The organism is Mesorhizobium sp. M0870 (assembly GCF_040319775.1).
In the GTDB taxonomy this organism is placed as follows: domain Bacteria; phylum Pseudomonadota; class Alphaproteobacteria; order Rhizobiales; family Rhizobiaceae; genus Mesorhizobium.
In genome coordinates, this window is sequence record NZ_JAMYOI010000002.1 from 158451 (window position 1) to 171368 (window position 12918).

Consider the following 12918-nt stretch of genomic DNA (forward strand, 5'->3'; position numbering starts at 1 on the left):
CGCACGGAACGTGCAAGCAATGTCGCCGAACGCAACGGCTCGGAGCAATGGGACCGTCGAACGCGGTTCTTTGACACGGCTTCGAACCGTTCGTGTCCTAGCCGTCAAGACCCCAAAGATCCGGGTTGCGTTTGAAATACTCAATCAGCATCTCGGTGAGCACGCGCACTTTCCGCGTAGGATGCTGCCCCGGCGGGCGTACGACATACGCAGCTCCCGGAGGTACCGGATAGCGTGTCATGATCGGGACCAGCGCGCCGGAGGCTACATATTCATGTGTAATGCAATCGGGGAGCCAGGCGATGCCGAGACCTGCCGCCGCCGTCGCGGCAAGCGCCGTGGCGCTGTCGGCCTTGAACCTGCCCTGCGGCTGGACCGTAACAATCTTGTCGCCATCCATGAACTGCCAGGCTTCCGTTCCCTGCATGAGGGCCTGATGGGTGACGAGTTCGTCCGGAGTCTCGGGTGACGCGTGCGCTTTGATGTAATCCGGGCTCGCGACAAGCTTTCCATGGATAGGCCCGACGCGCTTCGCGATCAGGTTGGAGTCCTGAAGGTAGGCGCCCCGGATCGCGCAATCGAAACCCTCTGCGATGAGATCGACGAAGCGATCGCTATAAGAAGTATGGATGTGAAGCTTCGGGTGCAGACGCGCCATTTCCGCGAGCACGGGAGCAAAATGGGTCGCGCCGAAAGTAAGCGGCATGGCAACCCTCAGGCGGCCGCGCAACTCACCGGTGGGGAGGATCGCTTCCCTGGCCGTATCAATCTCGGCGCTGGCTCGGGCCGCATGGTCTCTGAACGTGATGCCCGCTTCTGTAAGCGAGGCGCCGCGGGTCGTTCGTGCAAGAAGCTGGACGCCAAGCTCCGCCTCAACCCGAAAGAGCCTGCGACTGACGATTGATTTGGAGACGCCGAGCCGGCGCGCGGCGGCCGATACGCCCCCGGCATCGGCCACTACGACGAATGTCTGTAGATCCTCGATATCCAATTCGGCGTTCCTCGTTTCGCGACACAGCTTGCCTGATTATGGCACTATCGCATCACCAAAAGGAACAGCAAATTGCGTTCAGGCAACGTCGCCCGCTGGCGCATGTCTCCCGGAAAACCCACGCCGTCCAGGCGGCAGAGAGAGGAAGTTCTTATGACCTTTCGTAACGGCCTTGATTCACTTCTTCGCCCCGAGGATTCGGTCCTCGTTCTGATCGACCACCAGCCCTACCAGCTCTCGAACCTGAACAGCCACGATCCGCATGCAGTGGTCAACAACTCGACGGCCTTGGCAAAGGTCGCAAAGGCCTTCGGCGTTCCCACCATCCTGACCAGCGTCGTTGCCGATCGGGGCGGCCTGATCTTCCCCCACATCACCGACGTATTTCCCGGCCAGGAGGTCATCGACCGGACGTTCATCAACACCTGGGAAGACAGGAAGGTCGTGAACGCGGTCAAGGCGACCGGCCGCAGGCAGCTCATCATCGCCGGCCTGTGGACCGAGATCTGCGTCGCCATGCCGGTTATCCAGGCGTTGGGCGAAGGCTGGGACGCCACGGTCATCGCCGACGCCTCGGGCGGCACGTCGGTCGAAGCGCACGAGGTCGCCATCCAACGCATGATCGCGGCCGGCGCAAACATGATGACCTGGCTGGCGCTGGCATCGGAGTGGCAACGCGACTGGGCGCGTACCGAGCACGTCGGCGAGCTGACGGAAGTGCTCAAGCAGCACGCCGCTGGCAGCGGCATCGCGTACCTCTGGGAGCAGCAACTTCTCAACACGCCTGTGCCGAGCACCGCCGGCTGAACTGGGCGGGGTGACGAAAGCGTTGAGCGATCCAGCGCCAACATGCTGAGCCGGGTCACCCCCGCCCACAAGACGAGCCGCCTGAATGCAGGGCGGCCGGCCGTCATCAACGATCACTTCCTCCATCCATTGGCCGCGACTACAGTCGGCGCAGCCTGGCTATCTATCGCCTCATTGAAAGGACCATGGAGATGTTCGGCGGAGCGCTTCCGAGAGGAAATGGACGTCATCTATCCGAACTTCAAAGTCAGCCTGACGCAACAGGGCGCTCGTGATCGATGACCTCGCAGTTCGGATATATCGACTTGGAACAGAGGACCTTGCAACCAATTGACAACCCGCTGGGCACGAGGTTGTCATCATGTCTTAGGTACAAACCGCTACCCATGTCTCCGGGCTGGACAATTCGACGTCTGGCGGAGGAAGTGGGATTCGATTCTTGCCTCCGATCCAAGCAAATCAAGAAATCTAAGAATCGATTGTTACACAGCATGTTACGCGCCAGTCAGACGGTGCGGACACGAGCGCGGCCCTTCCCGAAAATGCTAGTGGTGAATCTGTCTAGCGAGGCAACGGAGCAGTGCACGGTGCCGTTTGCGAAGGCCCTGAGGGAATGATCGTGGAGAAAGGCCGCCTTCAGGATCAGCTAGACGCGCTCAAGGCTCCGCTTCTCGGCAAGCGATATGGATGAGCAACGAACGAGTGCCGGTTCCAGCACCTAAGCTGATTTGCGGCTATTGGCCTTTGGCCGATCTTGGCCGATCCCTTCCTTGGCGAGGCTCTTTCGAAGAACTGAGGCCAAGTCGACCACGTTCTCCTTGGGTTTCGGTACCGGTTTCGGGGGTTTTTTGCCCTTGCGCTTGGCGTCAATCATGGCAATCAACGCGTCCTCGTAGGTGTCCTCGAATTTCGAAGGATCGAACTTTGTCACCTTCTTGTCGATGAGAAGCCCCGCGATTTCGAGCAAATCCGAATCATATTTTGCGCTCTTCACATCGTCGAAGACGGTGTCTTCCGATGTCATCTCATTGTGGGTCCGTAGCTCGGTCAGCAACATCCCTTTTCCAAGGGGCTGTATCAACACTTCGCGCCCGCGCTGATAGAGTACGACGCAGGAGCGTGCCGCAACGCGTTTCTTGGCCATCGCATCGCGCAGGACGGCAAAGGCCTCCAGGGAGGCGCCGTCTGCCGGGATCAAGTAGTATGGTTTCTCGAGATAACGTGTGTCGATCTCGGCAACCGGAACGAAGGAATCGACGTCAAGTGTATGCTGTGACGTCAGCTTCAGTTTCTTTAACTCGTCCGGCTCGACTTGGATGAAATCATCCTTGTCCGCCTCATACCCTTTGATCTGATCCTCGGCTTCGACAACGTCGCCAGTCTCTTCATCGACATAGGCGCTTTTGACGGGTAAACCGTCCTTGCGGTTCAAAATCTTGAAGTGGATCTTGGATGCCTCGCTTGTGGCACCCACTATCTTCACCCCGCATGACACGGAACCGACCCTCAGAAAGCCCTTCCAGACCGCGCGTGGCGCCACCATGCCGTTTCTCCTAGACGTCGATCCGGCACAACGTCAGGCACACGGTTCTGTTCCTCAACGTTGGCAGTACCCTCGCCAATGTTAGTTATTCTTCACGGTAGTCCAGCAGCTTTGCATGGCGCAGTTTTTCTTCGCCCTTCAGAAAAACTTGACCCGGCCGACCAAGCCTGGCTTGATCCTCTCGGCCTTGTCTTTCTTTAAGCCCTTCGGCACGGGACGCCGATCTTGCCCTGCACGCGCTCCGAAAGGCTGTTGAATATGCCCAGCAGCAGGTTGATAGGCCGGCTCGATGTAGGTCCAGTTTTGGGCTTATTCGAATGTCCGCAAAGCGCCCTCATTCCTGTCGTTTGGGTTGTGTGTTTGCCGGCCTGGAAGCGGACATCGATTTTGTCAGAAATGGCGGACGCGCCGAACCGCGAAGCAGGTCTTTCTTTTGGTTGGCTCAAGCTACGTGGAAGGGGCGCCTTGTCGGCCTTGTGCCTGTCTCAAGATCCAATTCACTGGATTACAGTGGCCTCCATGCCGATGAAATGAAACGCCAACCCCAAAGTTCCATAAGGCGTTACTAATTTAAATTGTTGTTGTGGGCGGGTGGCGAGCTGTTCGTTCTGAACGGCTTCGGTCTGATTTGGGATGAGATATCGTTTCGCGCGCCGGCGGAGCAATGCGCTGTTTTTGTCATTTCGCAATCCATGTCGGGCAAGTGGCCGCCTTACCGGCTCTTGTCAGTGCGTAGGCGCGCGATAGTTTTTGTGGGGAAGGGACTTCGATCAAAAGGAGCCGACGATGGAACACCAAACTCTAAGTCAATTGCAGACAATTGCAGAAGTAGAACCCCTCTCGACATACCCGATCATGACCCGGCAACAGCGTATTGAGCGCTGGGCAGAGTTGCTGGCACAACATCCCGAGCGACGCCTGAGAGCCCTTACCGGCACTGAGTATCTGAAGCGGGAAGCCCGCGACGCAGCACGCGGTGAGGGCTCGCCAATTACAGTGGCCTTCGAGGACCCGCTACTGCGTGCGTTAGGCCTGAAGGATGACACCTATGGGGAAGCAAAGCGCTTCTTCGAACTGTCTGACGGTGAGTTGCATGACATCGTCTGCAGTTGCCATGTCGGAACCACGTTCAGAGGGCAGTGGGCTGCCGCTAGAGTCCGCCGGTCGATTGGAGGGAACAGGTTTCTTAAGTGGCTTAGAGAGAGAATGTGGCACTGAGATCGCCAAGGACGGCGATTGAAGCTCGTTTCAAGCGAGGTGGATGAACGATTGGGCGCCAGTGGCGCGCCGCCGGGGTGACGACGGGGGTCGGCGCCTGTCCCAAAGGTTGTGACGGCTGTGCAGACGGGTGGGGCGCTCCTCGGTCCGGTTTACTCGCGGTGCGTTCCAGGCAAGGCTGCAATACCCCAGGGGCAGGATTTCTGGATTCCTGTTTGCGGCTAGCATCACCACGTAAAGACGTCGATCGTTCGACCATCTGCTGCGCTAACCTCGGCGGCGCCGCCTGGCCTGTATGGCAGCAAAAGTGACGGGGCGAAAATCCCAGGCGTCCACGCCGACGTCGTGTTGCCGCGTCATTGGCTTCAGCCGGCCATGAGAATGGCCGTGCAGGTTTATCGATTTCTTGCCGATCTGGTTCCAGGTGCGGAACGGGTAGTGGCAAAGAACCAAGAAACGGCCCTCGACCGTCAGCTCCTTGTAGTGTTGCACGCTAGCCCAAGCCGAAGCGCGGAGCGTTACCACGCCGTCGTTGTTGCCGATGATCAGGTGCTTGGTGCCATGGAGGCAGGACAGCAGCGAAGACACTGTCTCCGCCGATCCCTTGGCAAAGTCGCCGAGGTGCCAAACCTCGTCGCTTGGAGCAACAGTCTCGTTCCAAAGTTCAGTCAGTGCCTGGTCATGCGCCGCCAATGAACTGAAGGGGCGGGGGTCGAGCCGCAGAATGCGGGGATTGTTGAAATGCGTGTCGGAGGTGAAGAAGATCATGCGCCGCCGCTGGCTGAGACGAGCGCTCGACGAACGCTTCTAAGTTCGCTTGCCGGAGCGCCTTTTGGGTCCATCATGGATCCTGATTTGGGCTTCCCTGAACATCTTGAGTGCCTCTTCCTTGGTGAGGCCGCACTTGCGCGCAAAGTAGAGCGCTTCGATCGCCTTTTCACGATCCGCCGTGGCTTCTGTGTGCTGTTTGGGCTTTTTACCCATCGTTCTCTATCACCTTTGATGCCACCGAACCATCACCGTGCCGGGTTGTTCCCATCCATCGGATCTGCTGATCTGCCGAGCGCGGCAGCCTGATGTCGTCGATAAAACGAGATCCCGAGACCTTAGCAGGCATCAGCTTGGTCGTTTCTATATGGCCCATCCCGGAGGCACAGTCGGAGCTTTAAAGTTGCCGAACGCCTTGCAACGGTTGCTTTTGGCTACGAGCGGCACGCGGCCGGCATCTTTTGCCGAAGGCGGCTCGGCCTGCGCGTGGCTACGGTGAACGGTACTTCAACAGCCCTGAGTTCGGATGTGGTATTCCGGTTCCATCCGCGAGTTTTCCCGCGCATGGCTCGCCGGCAGACACGCTGGGTGGCTCCCGCTGAAGCCTTGCCTCTACCTTGCAAGCTTGCCATGGCGATCCGGAACCTCGAGGCATGTGGAGAGTTGTCCAGCAGCCCAGCGGAGATCCAAGCCATGGCGCCACCAGATGCCGATCCCGGCGCCGCCGCGCAGCCGAAGCGCTCTGGCAAGCGGCAACCCCATCACCGGCACGGCACAACGCCTCCGGAGCAGGATTATCTATCGACGGGCTTCCAATGATATGAAGGACATGGCCCATGAACGTCGCCAACCTGCAATTGGAAGGTTTGCTCATGGCGGTCGCGGCCGTTAATAACGCCTTGGTCCGCAAAGGCCTTCTCTCTGTCGATGATATCGACACGGCGTTGAAAAACGCGGAAGCCTCGTTCACGGTTGATGAGCGCCTCTTCGAGGATATGTCGCCGGCTAACCGCGACGCAGTGTGTTTCCCTTTGCGTCTTTTGCGGCTGGCTAACACCAAGCAGTTCGAAGCGAGTGTGCCACCGTTTTCCGAACTGGCCAGGCAGGTGGGGATCACCAAGCAGCCTAACAACGACCAGATGTGAGGGAGGAGGGTCGACCTGCGCGGGTGGCCTCAAAAGACTTGATGAACGATGACCCTGTAGATTCGCTCGCCAACGCAATTCGCCATCGCAGCGCAATTCTGTTTGTTGGGGCAGGGGTGTCGATCAGTGTTGGACTACCCTCCTGGGAGAAGCTGATAGAGCGAATGGCAAAGGAGCTCGGCGTCGACGACGAATTTTCCACGCGACGCGATCGCTTTCAAACCCTGGCCGAGTACTATCGGATCAAGCATGGCAGCATCGGGCCACTTCGCAGTTGGATGGACAGAAACTGGTCCGTCCCCAAGGACCGGATCGAGAAATCCGAGTTGCATCGTCTCATCGTGAGGCTCGACTTCCCTGTCATCTACACAACTAATTATGACCGGAACCTAGAACTGGCTTATGAGATATACGGCCGGGACTACGTGAAAGTGGCCAATGCACGCGATGTAGCGCAGGCCCGCCAAGGCGTTACCCACATCGTCAAGTTCCATGGTGATTTCGACGAGGATTCGTCCCTCGTCCTCACCGAAACGGACTACCTCGATCGCCTGTCCTTCAATTCTCCGCTGGACGTGCGTTTTCGCTCGGATGCACTCGGCAGCACGATCCTCTTCATTGGCTATAGCCTTTCCGACCCAAATATTCGGTTGCTGTTGCACCGTCTCTGGCAGACGTGGCATCGGTCCGGCTATGAGAAAGATCGCCCGCCCTCGTTCATCCTCATGACCAGCCGAAACCCTGTGGAGGAGGCCGTTCTTGGGCGTTGGGGCATTTCGGTCGTCGTCGGCGAAATCGACGAGCCGCAAGCTGCTTTGATGGACTTCCTCAGCCGGCTGGCGGAGATGGTTGGGGATGGGGAAGTGTCGCAAAACAGCGAGCAATAGGAACTATCGGGGTAAACGGCAGTTCGGCGAGCTCTCAAGAAACGGCCGCATAGCAGAGAGCTCCGTCCGGAATTTCAATGTTCAATTCCGGCCCTCAACATCTTGCCGCACATGACGTGCTTCGCCTGGCTCTTGAGTAAGATGGAGATGTCCTTGGCTCGACCTGCATGTCGGGATGCTAAATCGCGGCACGGAGAAACTGACGAAAACTGCCTTTCCTTCGAAGTGCCTTTCACACCGGTAACGCCTCAACCTCAATGCGCGTTGCGCCGAGCTCGGCGCAACGCGCGATCTCTTATTCGGCAAATGACCGACCGATCAACGCTTGGCGTTCTCACTCTCCGAGTCGGTCCGCGCGAGGAACTGTTCGGTTGTCGCTGGAATATGGCTTTTCAGCCAGTCCGCCATCGCGACTTCCTCACGCAGGTTCTCTTCGCAGACCTGGGCGACCTCTGCTTCACCTAGCGATTTGGCAGCGGCGATAAGGATTGTGTAGGAGGCGATTTCCATGTGCTCGAACGTGTAGCTTGCAAGCGATCCTTTCATCACTTCGTCACCGGCGAAGACCCCACTGAGCGACTGCGCCATTGCCGTCAGCTTGCCGCCGGCATCCTTCAATGTGGAAGATCCTTGTCCGATGCGGTCGAGACAAGTTTCCAGCCGAGCAGCCTGCTGTCTGGTCTCCTGAACGTGCTGGCGAATCCGGTCGCTGAGCTCAGGATAGTTCTCAATTCGGTTCAGCTGCCCATTCAACATGGTCTCGGCCTGCTCCTCCATAGCGTGAGCATCCCTAAGCCATTGGACAAGCCATTCGCGCGATTCTGACATTTTTCATTCTCCTTCACGGGTCGGCCAGAACTTTCAAAGGGAGATATTGTTCCTCATCGGTTGAGCTGCGGCCTCGGCCTGTATCGCGAGCCTTTTGCTGGTCGGCGCTGGATTCAGGCTCCTGGACCTCGGGCGATGGGCATTGCCGCGGCGCTGAAACGCATTCTGCAGAATGACCGAAGCTGTTGCCGTCACCGCGTTCGGCGATGGGTATCTCTAGAGTTTCGTGTCGGCTCGTATTCTGCTGCCACGCTGCCATGTGTCAGGCCAAGCTGTGTCTTGCCCGAACTGTCTGCATTTACCGTTTATCTTGCGAAAAACAGCTCGTTGCTGATGCGCCTCAGCGTGGCCCCAGGTTCACCAGCGGAGATCTTGTTTTCACGATGGAACGTCACGGGAGATCTATTCACGATGGAACGTCACGGCGTTTCGCAGGTTGGTAATGGAATTTCGCAGCCAAGGAAACGGGCCATGACTTCTTCAGACAATTCTTCAGTTGGCATATCACCCCGCCCCGAAAAATCGGGCGGCAGGACCCCGCCAAAGCAGGCGACACCTTCACCGGCCGCAGAGAAAACCTCTGGAGCAGGTCCTGCGATCGCCGAGCGTTCGAAAGACGCCAAGGCGCCCAGAGGCGGTCGTCAGCCTGGGGCTTATGTCAAGGATTAGACGGCCGTGCGTTTAGTTTCGGCTGGCCGCTACAGTCGAAGCGAGGAGGAGGTTCTTATGCAGATGATGGAAATTGTCGTCAGCCGAGACCAGGCACCGGTCGTGGAATTCCGCGGGGAGGGAGGCGAGTGTATTACAGTCACCCTGCAGGCCGGGCATAGTCTTCCCGACGACGAACTCATCGCAAAGGCCAAGGCTATGATGGTTCAGGTCGCTCAGTTCGGGATGGACCAGGTCAAAAGCGCAGTCACGTCTGATGGGTCGCCAACCGATGAGGTTATTCAATCCGAACTGTCGGGATAGAATAGCTTCGCAGGGTTACAGGGCACCAGTCGATCGGCGGGCGTGCAGTCATCAGCCAGAAAATGGCGAGATCGCGGGCAATAGTTCGAGCAGCACAATCGTGGTCCGCGTTCAGGCACGCAGATCGACGCATCTCCAAAACAGCGACACCGGTGATCACCGAGAAGCCGAGCGTGGGACGATCATGCGTTGCGTTGTCCAGTCGGCGGCTGATCGGCTTTTTCCAAAGCTCGGGAACAAAGCTGGCGCGCACTGGTTGGGGTCAAATTCAACGCTGTGGGGAGGAGATATGTCGCGTATCTTCAATCTTGGTTTGCCAGTCCTGCTTGGGGCTGCGACATTCGCGCTCAATGTTGCTTCGGACCCGCTGCCGCCGGATTTGACATATCGTCCATTGCCAAGCTTGCCTTTTTCCGCGGTCAAGGAGACTGACGAAGCGCAAAAACCGGCAGTGACACAACGGCAACGCGGCCTGCTTGAGAGACGTTACGATCTGGCTGACCGGCCGATGCGGGGCGTCATGATGTCGGGCGGGCGCAAAGCTGTGCAAGAAGGCTCGCGAGTGAAACTGCCGGCAGGCGAAACCTGGAGCAGCTTGGCAGCGAAAACTCCTCAGGAAATTCGTGATCGTGGTCTGTTGCCGCAAGGTTTCCTGCCGTTGCCGCACGTCAAGCAGGCCACTGGAGGTCAGGTCTTTCCTGAAAGTCAGATAAGAGAGATCGGCGCTGATGAAGGACGGGATCTGCGTCGCTTCGATGTCGATTTCGACCTGCCGGATTATCTTACGCCGGAATTTCCACCTCCAATATTTCTCACCACGCACCCGGAGCTTGGCGATGTGTCGCGAGGTGATCTGCTGACGATACGCAACTTCTATGAATACATGAACGGCATCATCACGCCCGTGCAGATGGAAGGGCTTCGTCTGCTGTTGACGCCATTTCCGCAGGAGGAATTCAATCAGACCGAGGACAGGAAGGTAGCGATGCAAAGCACGGGTGTGGCGTGCCTCGATTGCCATTCCAATTTCCACACCAACGCGGCGTTTCACCTTACCCCGGACGTGCGGCCGCAAGCCGAGCGCTTCCGGCTCGACACGACCAGTCTGCGCGGCTTGTTCAACCAGCAGATCCACGGGTCCAAACGCTCGCTGCGTTCCGTGGAGGACTTTACGGAGTTCGAACAGCGCACTGCCTATTTCAACGGCGATCACGTGAGCGCCACCCGCAAGGGCGTGAATCTGCCGGATCGGCCCAACCAGGTTGCGATGATGGCGCAGATGCAGAACATCGTCGATTTTCCGCCGGCACCGAAGCTCGATCCGTTCGGACGACTTGACCCGGCTGCCGCCAATGCGCTGGAGATCAAGGGCGAGCAGGTGTTCATGGGAAAGGGCCGCTGCGGCGAATGTCATGTTCCAAGTCTGTCCTTCATGGACAACAACATGCACGATCTGAAGCTTGAGCGATTCTACAAAGTTGGCCAGACGTTCAACGATCAGGTTGCCATACCGGATGGACCGATCAAGACCTTCACGTTGCGCGGGATCAAGGATTCTCCGCCCTATCTTCATGACGGCCGCCTAATGACGCTGGGCGATACCGTAGAGTTCTTCAACCTGGTGCTCGGAACGAAGCTCGACCAATCGGAAAAGGATGCATTGGTGGCCTATCTGCTCACGCTCTAGAGCACCGGGGAAACCGCGGCCGAAGGTTAATTCGGTACTGAATGGAGGACATCATGCGTGCTGCCGTAATGACAGTAGCCCTGGCATTGTCGCCCTGCTGTGCGCTGGCGCAAATCGGCAATCCAGCCGGCCTTGCTCCCGATACGAGTATGGAGAAGCCTGGAGTTCCAGCACCGCATCAGACGAATTATCAGGATCGGCTTTTCGCCCAGCTGATTATGGTAGGCGGCAGGTCCGAGATAGAGCTAGGTCGGCTCGCGGCTGGAAAGACAAGTCACGATGGGGTTCGGGAATTTGCAAATCGGATGGTCGATGATCACGACAAGGCCAATGAGCAGCTGAAATCCGTGGCAGATAAAAGCAAAATTCCACTTCCCGAAGGGCTCGACCCAGATCACAAAAAAATCCGTTCCGATCTCGAAAAACTCGACGGCACCGCGTTTGAGCTGGCTTACCTGGGAGCGCAGATCGTCGATCACCAAAAGACGGCGCAACTCCTGGCTTGGGAGATAGGCTCGGGCGAGGATGCAGCGCTTCAGCGCTTCGCCTCCGAAAAGCTGCCGACGGTGCTGGAACATCTTGACCTGGCCCGCGCATTGCACGCGAAGCTGGCGGGGCAGGCCCTGTTTGCGCCGGATGCGCAAAAGACCAAATGAAGCGGCCGGTCCATGTGAACCCCTGAAAGTTCAGGCTGTCTTCCATGAATGTCAGCGCACGAGCGTCTTTTCGTAAGATGATCAGCCAAGCCTATCCTGAGCATAGCCCTTGCTGATTGGGAAAGTGACGGCATGGCGGAACTTCGGATCGCCGCCGCGCTTAACCCGGCGGAGGAGTTATCAGATGAACGCGACCAAAGAATTTTTTGAAAACTGGCTGCAGGAGAATGTCGGCACTCTGGCTGGCGAAGAGGAAGTCAGCTTCGCCGTGCTGGCCCAGCAATTCGAGCAGGATGCCGAAGCGGCCGGTTATGGTCGCGAGGTGCGTGAGGACGAGCTTGGAAACATTGAAGATGCGATCGAGCAAGCACTAAAGAATGCCGGAACTGGGGTGCATGGTGGCGTCGACGGAGAAGCCAGCGATGTGGCAGCCGTCATGGATGCGCTGGAGGTCGAAGATGCCAAAAGCGGGCCATAGGTTTTATCAGGTTAGCTCTATTCGTTTGTCGAAGTTGTCGGGGTAGCCCTATGGAGCAGTTTCGCAAGGACATGGCCGCCTTGGCAGAGCCGGCTTTCTGGGTGTCGATAGGTTTGCTTCTTGTCCCGTATGCGCTTGGAACCGTGCTCCTCGTCTGGACTTGCGGCTGCCTGTAAGGTTGACTGCAGACACACCCGGTAGTGGTTCAACGACCCTAGCGCCGAATTCCCTGCAATGCCGAGCTTATGCGTTTCCGCGGGATCCCTTGCTGCAGCAAAGTCTGAACCATCGCGTCGCGAGGAAAGTTCATCGTAGACACCTGCGGCATCACGCCGTTTGGACAACCTAAAGACCGACAACGTGTTCCAAGCGTGAAATCAGCTATGAACCTGCCTCGAGCAGTCCCGCTGCTCATTCGCGCACCTGCAAGGTGGGTCGTTATCAATCGCTGGACGCGAGTTGGCAAACGACGCCAGGCTCGGATCGCATGCCTTGGGATCCGCCGCTGCATCCGAAAATAGCCCAGCAACTTGCGAGTTGGCTGGGAACACTTCCGCCATTTCGAAGTTGGGCCCGCATAGGAGAACCGAGATGGCCATCCCACGAGCGGACAACGACAACCACCTGCGCAAGAAGCCGGCTCATGCAGGCAAAAGCTCCGCCAAGAGGACGATAGACCAGGTTAGAGCACGACCCGGGTACAAAATGGCACCGCGGGCGATAAGAATTAAGGCGAGGCGCTGAGATGCCGCGGACCAATGATGACGGTCGCAACGAGAAGACCACATCAGCTGCAGCACTCATTGTCGACAAGGAACGTGCTGAGCGCGCCGCCAAGACGGCGCGGTTGAAGGAGGCTCGCCTCGCACAAGCCATCACGCCCGGTCCCAGCCAACGCAAGCCGCGTGTCACCAAAAGGTTCGCAGGATTTTTGTTGC

At 57.9% G+C, this 12918-nt stretch carries 13 protein-coding genes; 9 read left to right on the plus strand and 4 right to left on the minus strand.

Annotated features, from left to right (window positions below; translation table 11 throughout):
* Positions 1-97: 97 nt before the first annotated feature.
* Positions 98-991: a LysR family transcriptional regulator gene (locus NKH97_RS03835; protein ID WP_023811896.1), complete on the minus strand. Its 894-nt coding sequence runs from the start codon at positions 989-991 to the stop codon at positions 98-100.
* A 153-nt stretch (positions 992-1144) separates the two neighbouring features.
* Between NKH97_RS03835 and NKH97_RS03840 the strand changes: the two genes are divergently transcribed.
* Positions 1145-1798 carry a hydrolase gene (locus tag NKH97_RS03840; RefSeq protein ID WP_352795477.1) on the plus strand — a complete coding sequence of 218 codons (654 nt, stop codon included), beginning with the start codon at positions 1145-1147 and terminating at the stop codon, positions 1796-1798.
* 718 nt (positions 1799-2516) lie between these two features.
* Here NKH97_RS03840 and ku read toward each other — a convergent pair.
* Complete coding sequence (gene ku, locus NKH97_RS03845; RefSeq protein WP_352795479.1) at positions 2517-3341, minus strand: non-homologous end joining protein Ku; 825 nt, start codon at positions 3339-3341, stop codon at positions 2517-2519.
* A 786-nt stretch (positions 3342-4127) separates the two neighbouring features.
* Here ku and NKH97_RS03850 point away from each other — a divergent pair.
* Positions 4128-4559 carry a hypothetical protein gene (locus NKH97_RS03850; protein WP_023811898.1) on the plus strand — a complete coding sequence of 144 codons (432 nt, stop codon included), beginning with the start codon at positions 4128-4130 and terminating at the stop codon, positions 4557-4559.
* A 267-nt stretch (positions 4560-4826) separates the two neighbouring features.
* Here NKH97_RS03850 and NKH97_RS03855 read toward each other — a convergent pair whose 3' ends face one another.
* Positions 4827-5327, minus strand: coding sequence for a metallophosphoesterase family protein (locus tag NKH97_RS03855; protein ID WP_352630718.1), 501 nt, complete (start codon positions 5325-5327; stop codon positions 4827-4829).
* Between the two features lie 75 nt (positions 5328-5402).
* Here NKH97_RS03855 and NKH97_RS03860 point away from each other — a divergent pair, with 75 nt between their 5' ends.
* The 3 genes from NKH97_RS03860 (at position 5403) to NKH97_RS03870 (ending at position 7359) form a co-directional block, all read left to right on the plus strand.
* Positions 5403-5636 (plus strand): hypothetical protein, encoded by a 234-nt coding sequence (locus NKH97_RS03860; protein ID WP_352630717.1) that lies wholly within the window; start codon positions 5403-5405, stop codon positions 5634-5636.
* A gap of 527 nt (positions 5637-6163) precedes the next feature.
* A complete protein-coding gene (locus tag NKH97_RS03865) occupies positions 6164-6472 on the plus strand; it encodes a hypothetical protein (RefSeq protein WP_352630714.1) in 309 nt (102 codons plus the stop codon).
* Between the two features lie 41 nt (positions 6473-6513).
* On the plus strand, positions 6514-7359 hold the full coding sequence (locus NKH97_RS03870; protein WP_050592710.1) for an SIR2 family NAD-dependent protein deacylase: 846 nt from the start codon (positions 6514-6516) through the stop codon (positions 7357-7359).
* A gap of 318 nt (positions 7360-7677) precedes the next feature.
* On the opposite strand, the gene NKH97_RS03875 is transcribed toward NKH97_RS03870, so the two are convergent.
* The gene (locus NKH97_RS03875) at positions 7678-8187 is read right to left on the minus strand and encodes a ferritin-like domain-containing protein (protein WP_023811902.1); all 510 of its coding nucleotides are present in this window, start codon (positions 8185-8187) and stop codon (positions 7678-7680) included.
* Between the two features lie 726 nt (positions 8188-8913).
* Here NKH97_RS03875 and NKH97_RS03880 point away from each other — a divergent pair.
* From NKH97_RS03880 to NKH97_RS03895, 4 genes are all read left to right on the plus strand, one after another.
* Entirely contained in the window at positions 8914-9159 is a 246-nt protein-coding gene (locus NKH97_RS03880) for a hypothetical protein (protein ID WP_352630712.1), read from the plus strand.
* Between the two features lie 289 nt (positions 9160-9448).
* Complete coding sequence (locus tag NKH97_RS03885; RefSeq protein ID WP_127296090.1) at positions 9449-10846, plus strand: cytochrome B6; 1398 nt, start codon at positions 9449-9451, stop codon at positions 10844-10846.
* A gap of 53 nt (positions 10847-10899) precedes the next feature.
* On the plus strand, positions 10900-11502 hold the full coding sequence (locus NKH97_RS03890; RefSeq protein WP_128305829.1) for a DUF4142 domain-containing protein: 603 nt from the start codon (positions 10900-10902) through the stop codon (positions 11500-11502).
* Positions 11503-11686: 184 nt separating this feature from the next.
* Positions 11687-11980 (plus strand): DUF768 domain-containing protein, encoded by a 294-nt coding sequence (locus NKH97_RS03895; RefSeq protein WP_128305828.1) that lies wholly within the window; start codon positions 11687-11689, stop codon positions 11978-11980.
* Positions 11981-12918 lie beyond the last annotated feature (938 nt).